The sequence below is a fragment of the Streptomyces sp. NBC_01320 genome, assembly GCF_035974375.1.
Taxonomy (GTDB): Bacteria; Actinomycetota; Actinomycetes; order Streptomycetales; family Streptomycetaceae; genus Streptomyces; species Streptomyces yanii.
This window is the reverse complement of sequence record NZ_CP108390.1, coordinates 10,424,368-10,441,564: the sequence shown is the minus strand read 5'-3', so window position 1 is coordinate 10,441,564 and position 17,197 is coordinate 10,424,368. Positions and strand designations below refer to the sequence as shown.

General features: G+C 68.2%; 19 protein-coding genes and 2 pseudogenes. 9 read left to right on the top strand and 12 right to left on the bottom strand.

Going from position 1 to position 17,197, the window contains the following annotated elements; translation table 11 throughout:
* Window positions 1-53: 53 nt before the first annotated feature.
* Window positions 54-875 (top strand): polyphosphate kinase 2, encoded by an 822-nt coding sequence (ppk2, locus tag OG395_RS47485; protein WP_327248465.1) that lies wholly within the window; start codon window positions 54-56, stop codon window positions 873-875.
* On the opposite strand, the gene OG395_RS47480 is transcribed toward ppk2, so the two are convergent.
* Window positions 865-1,011 (bottom strand): universal stress protein, encoded by a 147-nt coding sequence (locus OG395_RS47480; RefSeq protein ID WP_327249687.1) that lies wholly within the window; start codon window positions 1,009-1,011, stop codon window positions 865-867. The genes ppk2 and OG395_RS47480 overlap by 11 nt on opposite strands.
* 152 nt (window positions 1,012-1,163) lie before the next feature.
* On the bottom strand, window positions 1,164-1,571 hold the full coding sequence (locus OG395_RS58675; protein WP_442818800.1) for a universal stress protein: 408 nt from the start codon (window positions 1,569-1,571) through the stop codon (window positions 1,164-1,166).
* A 271-nt stretch (window positions 1,572-1,842) separates the two neighbouring features.
* Between OG395_RS58675 and OG395_RS47475 the strand changes: the two are divergent.
* From OG395_RS47475 to OG395_RS47465, 3 genes and pseudogenes are all read left to right on the top strand, one after another.
* Window positions 1,843-2,464, top strand: a pseudogene (locus OG395_RS47475) (CBS domain-containing protein).
* Between the two features lie 386 nt (window positions 2,465-2,850).
* The gene (locus OG395_RS47470; RefSeq protein ID WP_327248464.1) at window positions 2,851-4,803 is read left to right on the top strand and encodes a multicopper oxidase family protein; all 1,953 of its coding nucleotides are present in this window, start codon (window positions 2,851-2,853) and stop codon (window positions 4,801-4,803) included.
* A 668-nt stretch (window positions 4,804-5,471) separates the two neighbouring features.
* Complete coding sequence (locus OG395_RS47465) at window positions 5,472-5,735, top strand: SHOCT domain-containing protein (RefSeq protein WP_442818691.1); 264 nt, start codon at window positions 5,472-5,474, stop codon at window positions 5,733-5,735.
* A 327-nt stretch (window positions 5,736-6,062) separates the two neighbouring features.
* Here the strand turns inward: OG395_RS47465 and OG395_RS47460 are convergent, their stop codons facing one another.
* From OG395_RS47460 to aztB, 7 genes are all read right to left on the bottom strand, one after another.
* A complete protein-coding gene (locus OG395_RS47460; protein WP_327248463.1) occupies window positions 6,063-6,611 on the bottom strand; it encodes a CBS domain-containing protein in 549 nt (182 codons plus the stop codon).
* Window positions 6,612-6,815: 204 nt separating this feature from the next.
* Window positions 6,816-7,190 carry a phosphoribosyltransferase family protein gene (locus OG395_RS58670; RefSeq protein WP_376339771.1) on the bottom strand — a complete coding sequence of 125 codons (375 nt, stop codon included), beginning with the start codon at window positions 7,188-7,190 and terminating at the stop codon, window positions 6,816-6,818.
* A 575-nt stretch (window positions 7,191-7,765) separates the two neighbouring features.
* The gene (locus tag OG395_RS47450) at window positions 7,766-7,900 is read right to left on the bottom strand and encodes a hypothetical protein (protein ID WP_327248462.1); all 135 of its coding nucleotides are present in this window, start codon (window positions 7,898-7,900) and stop codon (window positions 7,766-7,768) included.
* 767 nt (window positions 7,901-8,667) lie between these two features.
* Window positions 8,668-9,873, bottom strand: a complete 1,206-nt coding sequence (aztD, locus tag OG395_RS47445; RefSeq protein ID WP_327248461.1) for a zinc metallochaperone AztD — start codon at window positions 9,871-9,873, stop codon at window positions 8,668-8,670.
* A 92-nt stretch (window positions 9,874-9,965) separates the two neighbouring features.
* Window positions 9,966-10,925, bottom strand: a complete 960-nt coding sequence (aztC, locus tag OG395_RS47440) for a zinc ABC transporter substrate-binding protein AztC (RefSeq protein WP_327248460.1) — start codon at window positions 10,923-10,925, stop codon at window positions 9,966-9,968.
* On the bottom strand, window positions 10,922-12,169 hold the full coding sequence (locus OG395_RS47435; RefSeq protein WP_327248459.1) for a hypothetical protein: 1,248 nt from the start codon (window positions 12,167-12,169) through the stop codon (window positions 10,922-10,924). Before OG395_RS47435 ends, aztC begins: the two co-directional genes overlap by 4 nt.
* Window positions 12,170-12,186: 17 nt before the next feature.
* The gene (gene aztB, locus OG395_RS47430; protein WP_327248458.1) at window positions 12,187-13,044 is read right to left on the bottom strand and encodes a zinc ABC transporter permease AztB; all 858 of its coding nucleotides are present in this window, start codon (window positions 13,042-13,044) and stop codon (window positions 12,187-12,189) included.
* Between the two features lie 15 nt (window positions 13,045-13,059).
* Between aztB and aztA the strand changes: the two genes are divergently transcribed.
* Complete coding sequence (aztA, locus tag OG395_RS47425) at window positions 13,060-13,803, top strand: zinc ABC transporter ATP-binding protein AztA (protein ID WP_442818690.1); 744 nt, start codon at window positions 13,060-13,062, stop codon at window positions 13,801-13,803.
* 445 nt (window positions 13,804-14,248) lie between these two features.
* Entirely contained in the window at window positions 14,249-14,566 is a 318-nt protein-coding gene (locus OG395_RS58665) for a transposase (protein WP_442818689.1), read from the top strand.
* Here the strand turns inward: OG395_RS58665 and OG395_RS47420 are convergent.
* Complete coding sequence (locus OG395_RS47420; protein ID WP_327249778.1) at window positions 14,552-14,725, bottom strand: hypothetical protein; 174 nt, start codon at window positions 14,723-14,725, stop codon at window positions 14,552-14,554. The genes OG395_RS58665 and OG395_RS47420 overlap by 15 nt on opposite strands.
* On the opposite strand from OG395_RS47420, the pseudogene OG395_RS47415 reads away from it, so the two are divergent.
* Together OG395_RS47415 and OG395_RS47410 are read left to right on the top strand one after the other, a co-directional pair.
* Window positions 14,691-15,059: pseudogene (locus OG395_RS47415) on the top strand (transposase); the annotation flags it as partial. The gene OG395_RS47420 and the pseudogene OG395_RS47415 sit on opposite strands and share 35 nt — an antisense overlap.
* Window positions 15,060-15,164: 105 nt before the next feature.
* On the top strand, window positions 15,165-15,587 hold the full coding sequence (locus OG395_RS47410; protein WP_327248456.1) for a hypothetical protein: 423 nt from the start codon (window positions 15,165-15,167) through the stop codon (window positions 15,585-15,587).
* Window positions 15,588-15,752: 165 nt separating this feature from the next.
* Here the strand turns inward: OG395_RS47410 and OG395_RS47405 are convergent, their stop codons facing one another.
* The gene (locus OG395_RS47405; protein ID WP_327248455.1) at window positions 15,753-16,130 is read right to left on the bottom strand and encodes a VOC family protein; all 378 of its coding nucleotides are present in this window, start codon (window positions 16,128-16,130) and stop codon (window positions 15,753-15,755) included.
* 244 nt (window positions 16,131-16,374) lie between these two features.
* Here OG395_RS47405 and OG395_RS47400 point away from each other — a divergent pair, with 244 nt between their 5' ends.
* Window positions 16,375-16,482, top strand: a complete 108-nt coding sequence (locus OG395_RS47400) for an SDR family oxidoreductase (protein WP_327248454.1) — start codon at window positions 16,375-16,377, stop codon at window positions 16,480-16,482.
* On the opposite strand, the gene OG395_RS47395 is transcribed toward OG395_RS47400, so the two are convergent.
* Window positions 16,433-17,125 (bottom strand): TetR/AcrR family transcriptional regulator, encoded by a 693-nt coding sequence (locus tag OG395_RS47395; protein WP_327248453.1) that lies wholly within the window; start codon window positions 17,123-17,125, stop codon window positions 16,433-16,435. The two genes, OG395_RS47400 and OG395_RS47395, sit on opposite strands and share 50 nt — an antisense overlap.
* Window positions 17,126-17,197 lie beyond the last annotated feature (72 nt).

The window sequence follows — 17,197 nt, the reverse complement described above, 5'->3', positions numbered from 1 at the left end:
CGTTCGGCGCTGACGCTTGACTTCGACCATGGTCTCCTCCATAACGTCATCCCATGTCCGACAGGAAAGGCTCGAGCGAGCCCGGAAAGCTGCCGCGCTCGCTGTACGAGCGGGAGCTGTACCGGCTCCAGACCGAGCTCGTGAAGCTCCAGGAGTGGGTGCGGGTCGAAGGCGCACGGCTCGTCGTGGTGTTCGAGGGACGTGACGCGGCGGGTAAGGGCAGCACGATCAAGCGCGTCGCCGAACACCTCAATCCCCGGTTGGCGCGTATCGTCGCTCTGCCGCGGCCCACCGAGCGTGAGCGCGGCCAGTGGTATTTCCAGCGCTATGCCGAGCATCTACCAGCCGCGGGGGAAGTGGTCCTGCTCGACCGGAGCTGGTACAACCGCGCGGGCGTCGAGCGCGTCATGGGTTTTTGCACCATGGAAGAACACCAGCGGTTCCTTCGCCAGTGCCCGATCTTCGAGCGAATGCTGGTGGAGGACGGCATTCTGTTGCGCAAATACTGGTTCTCGGTGAGTGACGCGGTGCAGGAGGAGCGGTTCCGACGCCGACTGCAGGATCCCACCCGCCGGTGGAAACTCTCGCCGATGGACCTGGAATCGATCACCCGCTGGGAGGCCTATTCGCGGGCGAAGGACGAGATGTTCGTCCATACCGATATCTCGGAGGCTCCGTGGTACGTCGTCGAGAGCGACGACAAGCGCCGGGCCCGCCTGAACATGATCGCCCATCTCCTGTCGACCGTGCCGTACGAGGCAATCACTCCGCCTCTGATCGAACTGCCTCAGCGGCCTCCGGCCACCGGGTACCAACGGCCGCCGAGGAACCTTCAGACGTACGTCCCCGACCGCGCGTCACAACTCAAGAAGTGAGGCGAGGGGTCTCGCACGATCGGGCCGTCAGTGGTACGACAGCCACCGGACACTCGGCGTGGTGGAGCAGGGGACGAGCAACTCGGCCGAGTTGGAGTCCGAGGTGGCTGCGGCGGCGATGCGCGCCGACAACGATCGGGTCTGCAACGGCGCGCGCCGGACCAGCACTTTGCGGCCGTTCCCTCAGCCGCCGCCGAGTGCAGCCGGACCGTCGGGTATTCGCGTACGGGCTCGACCACCGCTTCGTCGATCAGGGTCGCCGCACGTTCCTTACGGTAAAGGTGCGGCTCACCGGCAGTGCGCTGATGATCGGCGCGGTCGTGCGAGGGGCAGCGCCAGGCATGTACGGCATCCAGCTCGCAGCCCCTTGCCCCAGCCTCGTGGAAGGCAAACCGGACCGCCGCCCCTCCCCGGTTCCCCGACACACACGAGGATCCGCCCGCGCACGCCTTCGATACACGCCCTGTCACCGCGCACGACGATGACGGGACAAGAGTCCCGGGCGGCCACGGCCAGACTGACCGAGCCGAGCAGAAGTCCGGTGAGTCCGCCACGGCCTCGCTCCCCGGTGATCAGCGCCTGGGCATTGCGCCCCTCGTACAAAAGGGCGATCACCGCGTCCTCGGGCGTCACCTCGACCGAGACGTCGACGTCCGGATGACGGCGGCGGGCACGTTCAGCGGCACATTCGACGATGCTGTCGGCGAGCGCCTGGTTCGAAGGGCGCCCCAGGCTGAGCGTTGGCGCGGCGCTTCACACACTTGCCCCCTTCTCGTTCCACGCAGCATGCCATCGGTCCGAGGAACAACCCGCTGCCATCTCCGTAACCAGCGACCAGAACGCCCATCTCAATCAGCAGCCAGGGTGCCCAAGAGAGCCGGACGGCCACTCCTCGGAAGCCACTGAAGGAAAACCCCAAAACCACATCTGGCCCTCCCTGGCCACCCGACAACTTACGAAGCACCCCATGGCTGTATCCCGGCACTCCGTCAGCGACGTCATGACCCACACGGCCGTGGCCATCGGCCGCGAGGCCTCGTACAAGGAGATCGTCGAGCTGATGCAGCAGTGGAAAGTCAGCGCCGTACCGGTCCTCGAAGGCGAGGGCCGCGTCGTCGGCGTCGTCTCCGAGGCGGACCTGCTGCCGAAGGAGAAGTTCCGGTAGGACGGCCCGAAGCTGCCCGGCCAACTGGAGGCGGCGTCCAAAGCCGACGCTGTACTGGCCGAGGAGCTGATGTCGAGTCCGGCCGTCACCGTCCACCCCGACGCCACGCTCGCCGAGGCCGCCCGCATCATGGCGCGCAAGCGAGTGAAACGACTGCCCGTCGTGAACGATCTCGGCATGCTGGAGGGCGTCGTGAGCCGCAGCGACCTGTTGAAGGTGTTCCTGCGCCCGGACGAGGAGATCGACGAGGGGATCCGAACCGCTGCTGTCGCCGAGCTCTCCCCCGGACCGGGTGGAATTCTCTGTGCTGGATGGTGTCGTCACCCTGCGGGGACCTCTCCAGAACCCTTCGCTGGTGCCGCTTCTGGCTCGGGCCATTCACGCGGTCGAAGGCGTCGTGGACGTGCGCATGGAGCTTGGCTGACGTTCCCTCCAGGCACTACGTCCCACAGCAGCTGGTCCGGCTCCGCAATGCGGGCGGTCGCGACCCAGCAGGGGTATCGACTGGGTGAAGCTCCTCCGGCGGAGTGGACACTCGACCTCAACCGTGCGGGGGCAGTGTCGTGACTGCGCTGCTACTGAAACTCGGCCGGGCCGTACCAGTCTCCTTGATCAAGTCGACTGTCACCACAGTCATAAGCCGTGCGCTGTGAACGCCACGGCGTGGAGAGCCGGGCGAGCTGAAGCGCTGCGGCCTGCACGAAGATCTCGGCCCGCGACGTTCCGGGTGGCTCTTCTTCGTTGCGTCGGAAACACTGGGACGGTTTCTGGGACTGCAGCCGATGGGGGGCCGTGTCCAGGAGGACTCAGATGGCCACAAGGCGACAATTCATCAAGGCCGGCCTCGCCGGCGGAACGTGCCTCTTCATCCCGGCCGGGTCTGCGTCCAGGCGGGCCTGGCCGGGCGTCCCCAGCCGCGTCCTGGACCCGACGCGCATCGACAAGTACGTCACCGAGCTTGCCGTCCCGCCGGTCATGCCCTGGGCCAAGAGGGACGACGCAGGACGCGTCGACCACTACACGATCGGTATTCGGCAGTTGCGGCAGCAGATCCTGCCGGCCGGTATGCCCGCCACAACGGTGTGGGGATACGGGTCGACCCGGCATCCGGGAAGCTTCTCCTATCCGTCACGCACCGTCGAGGCGACCTTCGGCCGGGCCATACGGGTCACGTGGGTGAACCAACTGCTCGACCGCCACGGCAACCATCTGCCGCACCTGCTGCCGGTAGACCCCACACTGCACTGGGCCAACCCCGAAGGCGGAATTTCACGGCGTGATGCACGGCCGGCCTTCACCTCGACACCCGGCCCTTATACCGGACCCGTGCCGATCGTGACCCACCTGCACGGGGGGCACAACACGCAGGAGAGCGACGGCTACCCCGAGGCGTGGTATCTACCCCGCGCTTCCGACATCCCCGACGGATACGCACGGGTGGGCTCCTTCTATGAACAATTCAAGACGATATTCGAGAGCCAGTTCGATGCGGCCTGGGTGCCAGGAACCGCCATATTCCAGTACGCCAACCAGGAGCGTGCCGCCACCTCCTGGTTCCATGACCATGCCCTGGGGGTCACTCGACTGAACGTCTACGCGGGGCTGGCGGGCTTCTACCTCCTGCGCGGCGGGCCCGCCGACCTCCCGGACGGTGTGCTTCCGGGGCCGGCGCCGAAACTCGGCGACCCCCCGGGAAGGCACTACTACGAGATCCCGGTCGTCATCCAGGACCGGTCGTTCTCCACCGACGGCAGCCTGTTCTACCCGGCGAGCCGCGCATCCTTCGACCACTTCACCGGGCCCTACATCCCCGGCAGTGACATCTCCCCCATCTGGAACCCGGAGTTCTTCGGCAACACCATGGTGACCAACGGCCGTACCTGGCCGGCTCTCTCCGTCGAGCCGCGCCGCTACCGCCTGCGGTTTCTCAACGGCTGCAACGCACGCTTCCTGATCCTGAAGATCGTCACCGACCCGATGGCCCCACGTCCCGCGGCCCCGGTCCTCCCCTTCTGGCAGATCGGTTCGGAGGGAGGCTTCCTGCCGTCACCCGTGCAGCGCGACCAACTGCTCACCGCCCCCGCCGAACGCGCGGACGTCATCGTCGACTTCACCTCCATCCCGGTCGGCACTGATCTGTACCTCATCAACGAGGGCCCCGACGAGCCGTTCAAGGGTGGGAGAGCAGGCACAGACTTCCGGCCGGCGGCCCCCGGCACCACTGGACAGGTCATGAAATTCACGGTGGCACGACCGCTCGCCACGTCGGACAGGACCGTGCCCCCCGCCCACCTCACCCTTCCACCATTCGAACCACTCGGTCCAGCGAGCCACACGCGGCAGGTCTCCTTGCAGGAGCAGAACTCCGCCGTCCTGCGGGGCGTGGGCCCCCGCGTGGTGATGCTCGGCACCGTGGACCGGCATGGACACCAGACCCCCATGGGATGGGCCGATCCCATCACGGAGAACCCGGCACTCGGGGCGACCGAGATCTGGGAAATACACAACTCCACCCGCGATGCCCACCCGATCCACATCCACGAGGTTCAGTTCCAGGTCGTCGACCGGCAAAGCACCGGGCACAACGCAAGGCCTCCAGAGCCCTGGGAGAGCGGTTTCAAGGACACGGTGATCTCCTATCCGCACGCCATCACCCGGGTCAAGGCCACCTTCGACCGGGCGGGACAGTATGTGTGGCACTGCCACATGCTCGAACACGAGGACAACGAGATGATGCGGCCATACCGTGTCGGCCCTCACTGAACACCAAGGCACCTCGCTCAACACTGCCATCGCTATGTGACGGTGACCGTTTCAGCCACCCGGCGTGTCGAGCCGGCTCCGGCCGCCACCTTGTTCCGGTCGCTGGTGACCCGGCCCGGTTGGAGATCGTGCGGCAGCTCGCGGTCAGCGAAGCGAGAATGGTGGAGGTTCGAGCACCTGGCCTGTCTGTGCGAGTGCGGGCTGGCCGGCTCGCGCCCGGTGGCCGGGTGTCGGTATTCGCTCTCGCCCGGCCCGTGCTGCTGACTGCGGCGGAGGCTGGGCCTGGGGCGACTGAGTGCGCGGGTGCCTCATCAGGCGGGTTCCTGACGGACTTGCACCAGTCTCATGACTTCGCCTTCGCGGTCCGAACACGCTCGAAGTCCCTCCCGAGATCACCATCACGCTGGGCGACAGCTCGGGTACCCGGTCGAGCGAAAGCCCGGACGACGCGTGCGTGGACCGCGTGCCTGCCGACGGAGGCCGAGACTCCGGCGTCGCCCTGTGACAGGGTTCAGGTGCCCGGGGTGCCCGGCGAGGGACCGAACAGCCACCATGTGGACACCAGAGGGCCCGAACGGCCCAAGGGGCGAGGCCAATGGGCACTGGCGCACTACCTGGTACTACCGGTACGGGTGGAGGGTGGAAGAGTCGCCAGGAGGTGAGCCACGGTGATGTACTGGAATGGTGGCTGGGCCTGGGTGACCCTGATGCCCCTGCTGTGGATCGCCCTGATCGGCCTTGTGGTGTGGGCGGTCCTGCGCCTGACGCAGCACTCGGCTGGTCGCCACGACGCCACGGACGACCCCCGGAAGGCACCGAGGGAAACGCCGGAGGAGATCCTCGACCGCCGCTTCGCCTCCGGCGAGATCGATGCAGAAGCGTACACCGAGGCACGCAAACGTCTCGCCGACCACCGACCGGGACCCCGGTGACCATGCTGAGGGGCCGTTGGCTGCCGCTCACCATGCTGGTTACGGCGCTGGTGATGCCGATCGCCTCGATCGTGTGAGCCGCCAGCAGTGACGTCGGGCGATCCGGCCCGCCGGCGAAGAGTGGGTGCAGTCTCCCGCGACGGACCGATGCGCAACCTGGACGGCGCTGAGCGCGCGCCGGATGCTTCGCCGACCGATGGGACCCCCGTGTCGGAGAAGCCATGGAGTTCAGCAACGGCTACTACGCCCCGGAGCGCGTCAGGTGGCACCAGGACAGCCTCACCGTGTGCCACTTGGGAAAGAACACCTCAACTCGGTGGCGGGCGCTCAGGGCACCGCCGTTCCACGGTAGCCCCGCCGAGGCGGGAGCCCAGGCAACACCGTGGACGGGACCCGCGGCCGCATATCGGCGGGCTCCTTCTGCACCGGATGACCGGCGAGGGCCGCGACGATGTCGGCTGCGGCCAGCACCCCGGCGAGACGCCCGTCTTCCTCCAGCACCGGCAGGGCGTCGGCTTCGGTATAACTCATGAGGTCGGCCGCGTGGCGTACGGTCTGCTCGACATGTACGAGCGCCGACCTGCGGGCGGGCAGGAGGTCGCGCACGCGCAGGCCGGACAGCGAGGCGGCCGGTGCCGCACAGACAACCGCCACATCGGCCCTGTCCAGCAGGCCGGCACAGCGACCGTCCGGATGCACGACCGGAAGGTGACGGGAGCCGGATCGCTCCAGCAACTCCCAGGCCACGAGCACGGTTTCGTCGACATCGATCGTGACCACGGCGGCGCGCATCACGACGGCGACCGTCCGCGCCAAGACCTCCTGCTCACCGTGGACCGCCCCCGGCTGCTGCTCCTCCATGGTCGCCTCCTTCATGTTTGCGAGCGTCGCCGCGGTGTCACGGGGAGGGCATCGGCTTCCCGTTCGCCGCGGTGTGGGTCGGGCACAGTCAACTGCCCACGCAGCACCACCGCACCAGCCCGTACGCCCACCTCCTGATCCTCGAGCACGGCATGACGCGACTCAGCCCAGCGGGTACTCACTGGGCGGGCAACCGCCTCTTCCAGACAGGCGACAACCTCATCGTCGCCGATCTGGGAGAAGTCGATTGTGTAGAATTGTCCGACCGCAAAGAAGTTCCGCGGGGTGTGCAAGGCATATCAGTTCCTCTGCCTCCTCGCCGCGCCGTGCGGTCCAGTCGTGAGGTACCACGGGGACGGCGAGCACGATCCGTGCAGCACCGCGGGCGCGGGCGACCCGGCAGGCCGCGCGCGCTGTGGACCCCGTGGCCACCCCGTCATCGACCACCAGCACCGTACGGCCCTCCAGCCTGATCGGTTCCCGCCCGCCCCGGTACCGCTGGGCACGGCTCTCCAGCACCTCCCGCTCACGGGCCTCGACCTCAGCCAGCTCATCCGGCGTGATGTGCGCCGTGCGGACCACGTCATTGATCATGCGTACCCCGCCCTCGCCAATCGCTCCCATTCCCAGCTCTGGCTGGAAGGGCACACCCAGCTTCCGCACCAGGCAGACATCCAGCGGCACGCCCAGCGCCTCGGCGACCTCCGCGGCGCCCGGAACCCCTGTGCGGGGCAGGCCAAGTACCACCACCTCACCCCCTGAGGTGCGCCAACCGGGTGGCCAGTTGTCGGCCGGCATCACGACGATCCATGAAGAACACGATCCGACCTCCTCGTCCCGGAGGAACACGTGGGCGACGCGTGCGCCCCCTACCTCCATCCTCGCCCCTTCGCTGATGCTTGTTACGCAGGCGAGCACGCATGAGGCCGTGCTCGACGGGACCTGCCCGGGGTCCACAAGCGCTTCGAGGTGACGGTCTGCGCCTCTCTCACCACTTACCAAGGAACTGCGTACCGGCGACGTACAAAGCCAGGCGGAACTGCGTTCGGACCTTCGACTGATGGCCGCCGATTGCGGCCTCACACCCCACGTCGGTGTCCGCCAGTGGGGTGACCGGATCCGGGCGAACGTCTGCCCGCCGCAGCCCGTCCGACAATGCCGGGCCACGGTCAGAGACCGCCGCGCTGCCCGGGGACGGTGTTCATCGGCCATGTCACCGTGCGGCTGACGTCCGAGAGCGAGACGATTGCGACGGGCCTGCCGTGATCCATGACCAGGACCCGGTATTCGACGCCCGGTTCCATGCGCGGCAGCCGAATGCCGGTAGCGGTAGCGCGAACCGGTGAGGAAGCCGGCGACCGTGGTGTTGGCGGAAACCGTGAGAGGTTCGGACGTCATGGCATCCCGCACCGGGACACCGGCGAGCACGCCGCGCAAATGGGCCTGACGTCCCTCGGCTGTGGCGGCCGCGATGAGGAACCAGCCGATCAGAGCCTGCCAAAGACCGCCGAACGCGCCGGTCCGCATGAACGCGATCAGCCCGAACACCACGAGCAGCCACCCGAGGACTCGCTCCGCCGCAGTCCGCCCGCAGCCGGTCTCCCGTGCGCCACCACAGGAACGCGCGCAGCAGCCTGCCCCCGTCGAGAGGTGCGGCGGGCCCGCGTTGAAGGCCGCGAGCAGCACATTGATGCCTGCCAGCCACGCCACCATCTCCACCACGATCCCGGACACGGACGCCAGGTGGAGCAGCCAGGCCCCGAGTGTGAGCAGCCCGCCAGAAGGAGGCTGACGAGCGGGCCGACGCCGGCGATCCTCAGCTCCGCACCGGGGCTGGACCCCTCGTCCTTGAGCCGGGCCGCTCCGCCCAGCAGACACAGGACGATGTCGTCCACCTCGACAGCACCGCCGGGAACCGATGCCTGGCACGCTCTGGATCAACTTGCCTGGTGGTTTGGCAGTCGGCCCACCGAGGCACGCGCGTCTTGTGGTGGCAGGGTGGACCGCAGCGCCCGGTAGCGCCGAAGCCGGCCGACAGATCGGGTGCGCGGCGGCCTTGCCGAGCCGGATGTCAGTGGCCGGCGGCGACGCCCGAGAGTTCGTTCGTGCTCTTCGGCAGCGTCACCGACGTGATCTTCTCGCCGGACTCGATATCGACGGCGTGCAACGTGCGCTTGCCCGGTTCGGAGACGTAAGCGGTGTGGTCGCGGACGAAGAGGGTGGGACGGGCCTGCTGCCAGTCCAGCGGCTCCTGCCACTTGTCCACTACGGGGATCTTCTTCTCGGCCTTGCCGGTCTCCGGGTCGATGACGTGAAGGGTGCCGTCGGTGCCGAGGACAAGTGCCTCGCCGTGGGGTCCGCGGCCGAGCGAGCGGAACGAGTAGCTGGTGCCCAGGTCAACCAGGCGCAGCTTTGCCGTTTCGGTGTCGATGAGGGAGATGCGGGTCGGTCGCTCCAGTTCTGCGTCCGGATCGGTCTTGTAGTCGCCCAGGAGGATCGGCGATGCGTCGCTGCCCGCCTGGTTACCGATGCGGCCGTAGTCGTCGGGGGCGTCAACCTTGGTGAACTCGCCGTTCTTGTAGATCAGGACGCCGTCCTCGCAGCCGACGGCGACGGCTTCGCCCTGGGCGGCGGCTTCGCCGTGGACGCCGGGGCACTTCTCGTTGCGCTTGATCTCCTTGTTGTTCGTGTCCAGGACGAGTGCGCCGGTGCGCTTCTCCTCAGTGCCGAGGGTGCTGAGGAGTTCGCCGTTGCTCAGTTCGATGGCGACGCCGTGATGCGCTTCGGTGGAGGTGTAGGCGCGGCCCTCGGGCTTCTCTCCGCCGCTCAGGTCGGCGGGGTTGAAGACGTTGACCTCGGCGGTGCCGTCGGTGAACAGGACCGTCTTGCCTGCGTGCCGCACGACGTGCCCGGGCTTGGCGCCCTCGTAGGTGATGTCCGTGAGGTTCTGCTCGGCGGCATCAAGGACCCGGAAGCCGGCGTCGGTGGAGACGATGACGTGGGAGTCGTCGCCTGCCGGGTTGACGCGGTTGAAACCGGGCAGATCGATCGTCTTGGTCAGCTTCAGACTCTCGCCGTCCAGGACGTACAGGCCGCCGTCGAAGGTGGCGACCAGCGGGTCCTTGATCGTCGCGGAGGACTGGGCACTCGGCGAGCCCTTCGCCGACTTCGCGTCGGAGGAGGCGCCGTCCCCTCCCCCGCAGGCGGTCAGCACCGTGGAGACGGCGAGGGCGAGGGCGGTTCCGGTGAAGGCTCTGTTGCGTATCGTCTTGCTCACTGTGTGTGTTCCCTTCCGGCCGCGCGGGCGCGGCGTGAGTGTGTCTTTTGGTGACGGTCGGCCGTGCCGGTACCGGCACGGTGGCGCGGGGTTCAGTTGCCGGTCAGGCCGTCGGCCATAGCGGTGGTGTTGGCACGCATCATCTGCAGGTAGGTGTCGGCGCCCTTGCCCTTGTCGGTGAGCGACTCGGAGTAGAGCTCGACGACACGTACCTGTCCGCCCAGTTCGGTGCGCAGGACCTCGGCCAGCCGGTTGGGCTGAGAAGAGTCGGCGAACACGGTCCGCACCCTGGCCTCGCGCGTGGCTTGGGTGAGCGAGCGCAGATCGGAGGAGCTGGGCGAGGCGAGCGTGGTACCGCTGGGGATGACCGCGCCGACCACCCGGAAGCCGAAGCGGTCGGCGAGGTAGCCGAAGACGTGGTGGTTCGTCACCAGCGCCCGCCGCTCCTCGGGTATGCGGTGGAAGGACTTCTCCATCCAGGTGATGAGGTCGGCGAGTTGCTCGTTGTAGCGGGCGGCGTTGTCCCGGACCACCTTCTCGTCCACGCCGTCCACGTGCTCGACGATCTCGTCGGCGATCAGGCCGGCGGCCTTGCGTACGCGGTTGGGGTCGGTCCAGAAGTGGGGGTCGGGCTGCCCGGTCTCCGCTTCGGGGCCGCCGTCGTCCCGCGCCTGGAAGGTGAGCGGGTTGACCGCCTTGCCGGCCTCGAAGGTAGCCACCCCTGCGTCGCGGGCGGCGTCCACGTGCCGCAGCACGTTCTCCTCCAGGCCCAGTCCGTTGAAGACCACGAGGTCGGCGCGCTCCAGCTCGGCGGCCTGAATGGCCGACAGGCCGAAGGAGTGCGGGTCGGCGTTCGGTTTCATCAACACCGTGATCTCGGCTTCGTCGCCGAGGATCTTCTGGGTGATGTCTCCGAGGATGTTGGTCGTCACCACGACTCTGGGCGGGTCGTCGCCGCTCGTGCAGGCTGTGGCCGTAGCGGCGAAGGCGAGGGCGAGCAGGGTCAGCAGCAGTCGGCGCAGCCGCAGAACGGTTCGCTTCGGCGTCGTCATCGTCCGGTCTCCACCATCAGGGCCGGCTTCATGTCGAGGTCGAAGGTGCGGGCGACACGCAGGTTGTCGTTGTAGTCGATCTCGTACACGCGGCTGCCCGCAGGGTCGTTGAGGTAGGCCCGGCTGCGGTCGACCTCGATGGCAGGGCCTGCGGCCCCGTCGGTGCGGGCCTCAGGGACGTCGGTCAGAAGCCGCTTGGTCTCGGACACCTCCTTGCCCGTGGTGATGTCGTAGCCGTGCAGGGCCCCGTCGTCCTGGAGGACGAGCAGAGGTGAGCCCTCGCCTGCGGTGTTGACGGCGACGACGGGTCCGGTCTTCACCCGTGTCCAGGTGCGCTCCAAAACATCCAGCACCCACACCGCACGGTCCGCGGCCAGCGCCGTGAGCGTGTCGCTCCCTGCGCGGTGGCGGAAGTGCGACGCGCGTTCCTCTGCGGGGACTTCGGCACCGTACGGTATCTTTTCGGCCGCGAAACCGCCGTCGTTCTCGCTGATCAGCAGGGCGCCGTCCGCGCATCCGAGAACCACCCCACGCCGGGTGACGGCGTCGCCCCGCGGGGCCTCGCACTCCGCGTCCGGTGAGGCGAGTCGCTTGCCCTCCCGGTCGTGCACCACGACCTTCGTTGAGCCGTCCTCGTCCGTGAGGGCGAGGAGATGCTCCGCGTACGGCATGACGGCGCCTTCGTATGTCCCGGGCAGCGCGCGAGGATTGCCCACCTCGCCCTTCTCGAGTTCGGCGCGGTGGTAGATCGCGGCCCGGTTGTCCTCGCCGGTCACGGCGGTCACGGCGGCGTCGCCGCGGACGCGCGCGCCGGCGTCTCCCGGCACGCGGCCTACGTCGCGGATGGCGGCGCGGTAGTAGTGCACATGGTCGCCGTGGTCCACCGTCCAGGCACCGCCGTCGAGGATCCGCGTACCGCCCGCGGTGTGCAGGTAACCGAACCGGCCGTCCGTGGTGAGGCCCGAGGCGTCTGCGATCGGGGACATCTCGTGCACCTTTCCGGTGATCAGGTCGAGTGCCCGGGTGGCACCGGTGGCCGGGTCGTTGAGCAGCAGCCGGGACTGCTGCTCGGCTGCCTCCTGCGCCCCTTCGATGTAGCCGTGCGGAGTGGCGGAGGCGGAGGAACCCGCCTTCGGGGCGGACACGTTGTCGTCCTGCCCCACACAGCTCGTGGCGAGCAGCGCGAGGGACGTAAGCGCGGTCGGTCCCCAAGCAGTGACGTTTCTTCGGATAAGCAAGGGCATAGCCTCTCAAATCTCTGTCAGTTGGTTGTTGCGGAGCGGATGGCGGCCGGGCGCGCACGGCGGCGGTGGCAGATGCCGGACGCCAGGTGGGAGAGGAAGAACAGTCCCACCGCGAGAGCCGAGACGGTCGCACCGGCCGCGGTGCTCAGGTGCCAGGACAGCAGCAGGCCACCGAACGTGGCGATCACGCCGAGCAGCGCCGCGAGCACCATCACGCCCCGCACACTGCGCGCCCACGGCAGCGCGGCCGCCGGCGGAGCGATGAGCAACCCCAGGACCAGCAGCGTCCCCACGATGTGGAAGGAAGCGACGATGGCCAGCGCCAACAGCCCCAGCAGCACGGCGTGGGCCAGGCGTGGACGCAGACCGAGCGTCTGGGCCTTGCGCGGATCGAACGCCAGGGCGAGGAAGGCCCGGTGGCCGAGGACCGAGACGACCAGCGCCAGCAGCAGGGCCCCACCCAGCAGCACCAGGTCCTTTTCACGGACGGCGAGGACGTCACCGAAGAGGAACCCGGTGAGGTCCACTGCGAAGGACTGCGACTGCGACACGACGATGACGCCGAGCGAAAGCATTCCCACGAAGAGCAGACCGATTCCGGTGTCCTGGGACAGCCGGGGCCTGCGGCCGAGGGCGGTGACACCTGCCGTCATGACGGCCGCGCTCAGCAGCGCCCCCACCAGCAGGTTGCCTCCCAGAAGCGCGGCGAGCGCGACGCCGGGCAGCAGACCGTGCGACATGGCGTCACCGAGGAAGGCCATCCCCCTCAGCACCACCCAGGTCCCCGTCAGGGCGCAGATCGCCGACACCAGGACTGCGCCCCACAAGGCCCGTTGCACGAAGGTCACCTCGAAGGGACCGGTCAACCACTCCATGACGAGCACACTACAATGAAAACCATGTTCAAAAAACACGGCCCCTCACCCACCGCCGTCGAGGACGCGACGTTTCGCATCCGGTTCGCAGAGCTGTCCGCGGGCTACGCCGGCCACCTGGTGCTCCACCAACTCAGCGCCGGAATAGCGGCATTGACCACCACCGCACTCGTCGGCCCGAACGGCAGCGGGAAGTCCACCCTGCTCGGCGTTCTGGCCGGCGTGATACAGCCGACAGCAGGCGAGCTCCACCACGCCGGCGGCCGGCCAGCGGCATTCGTCCCCCAGCGCGGTGCCGTCGGCGACGCACTACCGCTGACGGTCCGGCAGACCGTGGAGATGGGATGCTGGGGCGCACGCGGTCTGTGGCGCCGACTCACCCGTCAGGACCGAGCCGCGGTGGACTCGGCCCTGGAACGCCTGGGCATTGCCGACCTGGCCACACGGCAACTCGGAGAGCTGTCCGGCGGGCAGAGGCAGCGCGCCCTTATCGCCCAAGGGCTCGCTCAGGAGTCGGACCTGCTACTGCTGGACGAGCCGACCACGGGACTCGACCCCGAGGCCAGGGAACGCATAGCGATGCTGCTGACGGAGCTGGTCGCCGACGGCGTGACCGTCGTCCACGCCACACACGACCTGGACGCCGCCCGCTCGGCCGACGTCTGCCTCCTGCTGCGCGAGGGGCGCCTGGTGGGCCAAGGCCATCCCCGGCAAGTCCTCACCCCCTCGACGTTTGCCCGGATCTGGCAACCTGCCTGAGGTACCACCGACAGCTCTCGCCAGGCACGGCACCCTCGCCAGGGGCACCGCTGCCTCATGGCACACGAACCGACGACCGTTTTCACTCAGCTCGGCTGAGACCTTCCACATCAGGAGGCAGCGATGGCGACACGGCGCACGGTACGGCTGGGCACGATCCAGGAAACGCTTCTGATCCCGCTGTCCGGGCGCGCGGTCGACAACCGCAAGCAGACACCCGCGCCCTGCGCGCCCCCGGACGGAGGAGATCGTCGCGTCGATCGACTACCAATTCCCCCGCTTCGACAACCAACCCAGCCTGGTCGGCCCGGTGCTGCGCACCTCCGTGTTCGACCTCTGGGTGTCCGACTCCCTCACCGCCCACCTGGAGGGCACCGGACGTTCCCCCTTGATCGTGGACACCCTGATCATTGGATCGTGAAGATCCGAAGGACAGGAGTTCCCGTTGGGGACATCGAAGTACTCGCCTGAGTTCCGGGCCGATGCTGTCGCGTTGTACCGCTCCGGTCCGGGGCGGACGTACGCGTCGGTGGCCAAGAATCTCGGGGTGAAAACCACGAGACGCTCCGCACGCGGCCGCGGGATACCGAGCAGGCTGCCGTGCCCGGCGCGGTGGAGGCCGGCGCGTTGGAGAGGGAGAACAAGCGGGTGCGGGGCCCAGGTCAAGGAGCTCGAGCTGGAGCGAGAGCCTGCGAAGGCCGGCCGCGAAGTGTTTTGCGGGCGAGACCAGCTGGTGAGGAACCGTCAACTAACCACTGCCTGACCTGGTGTTGCTTTCGTAGTCGGTGATCGCGTTCTGGAGGGCGTCGATCGTGCCGGGTGGGTGGGTTCGCCGGGACTGGGTGAGGGCTGCGGTGGTGTCGGGGGCCGCGGCGAAGGCCAGCAGGGGCATGGTCCGGTGGGCGTGGTACCTGGCCGCCACCGGTGGCGAAATGAGTGCCTTCGGCACCTCTGACCGCCTCGCCGACTTCGGCGGCGTCGCACCGGTTCTCCGTGACTCCGGCAAGATCAGCGGGAGTCTGCGGCGCCCTCAGCGATACAGCCGCGGACTCCAGCGCGTCTTCTACACCTCGGCGCTGTTCAGTATCCGAGGGTGCGAGGAGTTCCGCCGGTTCTACGATCGCAAGCGGTCCGAGGGCAAGCGCCACACCCAGGCCGTCCTGGCCCGGGACCGCCGTCGCGTCAACGTCCTCCGGGCCCTTCTACGCCACGGACGAACCTATGAGCCCTTGCCACCAGCGGTGCTTGCTGCGTGATGCCTCTGTCCCGCTGCCTATCTGCCAGATCAGCGGTATCAAGTTCGACTGACTGGCAGGCTCGTGGGAGTATCCGCTTGTTGGGACCCGTCGGTGAGGAGCCCGGTGATCACTCAAGGAGTAAAGATCACGGCGCGGTGCGACGACTGCGGTGGCGTGCTGATACTCGACGTTGGCCAATACATCGACCATGGGCAGCTGTGGTGGGGCACCGAAGGCGCATGCACCGCCTGTCCCAATGGGTGGTGCGAGCAAGATACGGGTGGAGCGACTCCTGACGAGATCAGGAATGCCCTGCTGGCAGAGCATGGACCCGCACAGCTTCACCTCGCGGACGACGAGTCGAGCCTCGTCCCCGTCTTGCGAGTCCTGCGCGAGATACTCCACCTGCCCCTGGGCCAGGCACGGGTGATGGCCGGCGCGCTCCAAGAGACCGGCCTGGTTGGCACGCGGGTCGAGATGGAGCTCATTGCCGACAAGCTGCAACGCCGATCAGTCGCTACAACGATCGAGACGTCGACCAACTGAACCCTCACGCTGAAATTCCCCCTGATCGTGGACAACGGGCGCCTACGCTGCGGGGCGAGATCTTCTCTGCACCAAGGCGGTGCGTGCTGGTTCCCGGGCAACCCCGGATCACGCCGCGGCTGCGGGGGCACCGCAGGCCGCGGCGTGATGGGCCTCGGACGAGCGTCAGAGCGCCTTGATGCGGGCCTTGAGCAGGCAGAACTCATTGCCCTCGGGGTCGGCCAGGACATGCCACTGCTCGTCCCCGGTCTGGCCGATGTCAGCCCGGCGGGCACCAAGCTTCAGGAGGCGCTCGAGCTCGGCGTCTTGGTCGCGGTCGGTGGGGTTGAGGTCAATGTGCAACCGGGACTTCCCCGGCTCCGGCTCGTCCCGGACGCTGAAGAAGATCGTGGGCTGCGGACCGCCGAACCCTTCCGGCGTCCCGATCTCCACGCAGCCCTCCTCGCGGCCGACCACGACGTAGCCCAAGACCTCGCACCAGAACTGCGCCAACAGTTCGGGGTCGCGGCAACCGAGCACAAGCTCACCGATACGACATGCCATGAAGAAACCTGCTCTCAGTCGGCGGGCCGCCGAGGCCACGCGCGCAGCTCTGGGCTCCCAGCAGCGAAAACAACTCCGCGACCTTACCGAACGAGGCGGGCATGGAAAAGATCTTTTCCATGCCCAGGGCCTGTCGGGGCGGCCGCGGTCCCAGGTCAGCGAGCGGCGCACGTGCTCGGGCAGCGTGGTGATCGTGGCGGCGATCGCGTCCTAGACTGCCTCGGCACCGCGGCCGGCCAGGAGGGTGCCGCAGGGCGTGGCCCAGCTCATCGCGTTCCTTGCCTCCGATGCCGCCGCGTACATCACGGGCTCGGAGTACCTCGTAGACGGGGGCCGGCACCTGAACCGGTGACCCTCGGGACGGCACGGGGGACCGCCCCATCCCACGTCGTGTCGAGCCACCCCTGGAGCACCTCGCACAGCGGCACGAGGTCCTGGTCCAGTGCGGCAAGCAGCTCGGGGGCAGGCTTCGACGTCGTGCGCCAGCCACGCAGGGCGGCCAGGAACGCCGCCTGCATCGCCCCGCCGATACTCGCGGGCCGCAAGTCCTCCCCACTGCCGCCGGTGCGTGCCGCCACGTAGTCGGCCACGGCGTCGGCCCAGCTGACCCAGTGCGCCAGGGCCTCCGCCCGAAGGTCCGCGGAGCCGTCGAGGACGACGAAGCGGCGCAGCCAGATGCCCTGCTCGTCGACGGAGCCGCGCAGGGCCTCGACGATGCACGCGCGGACGACCGTCATGACCGGCGCCGTGTCGTCGGCTTCGGCCAGCAGGCGGCGCAGGGTGCGGGTGTGGTCGTCGAAGGCGGACCAGACGATCGCCGACTTCGATGGGAAGTGGCGGAAGAAGGTGGTGCGGCTGATGCCGCTCGCCGCGGCGATCTCGGCGATGCCCGTCGCGCCGTATCCCTGGCTCAGGAAGAGATCGAGAGCTGCCGCCTCGATCTGCTCGCGCGATGCCACCGGCGGCCGTCCGCGCCCCCTTCGGGCCTGCTGCATCCGGGACCTCCCTCCCTACTCCCTGTTTTCGGTACCGAGTACCATTAATAGCATTCCGGTAAGGATCACACA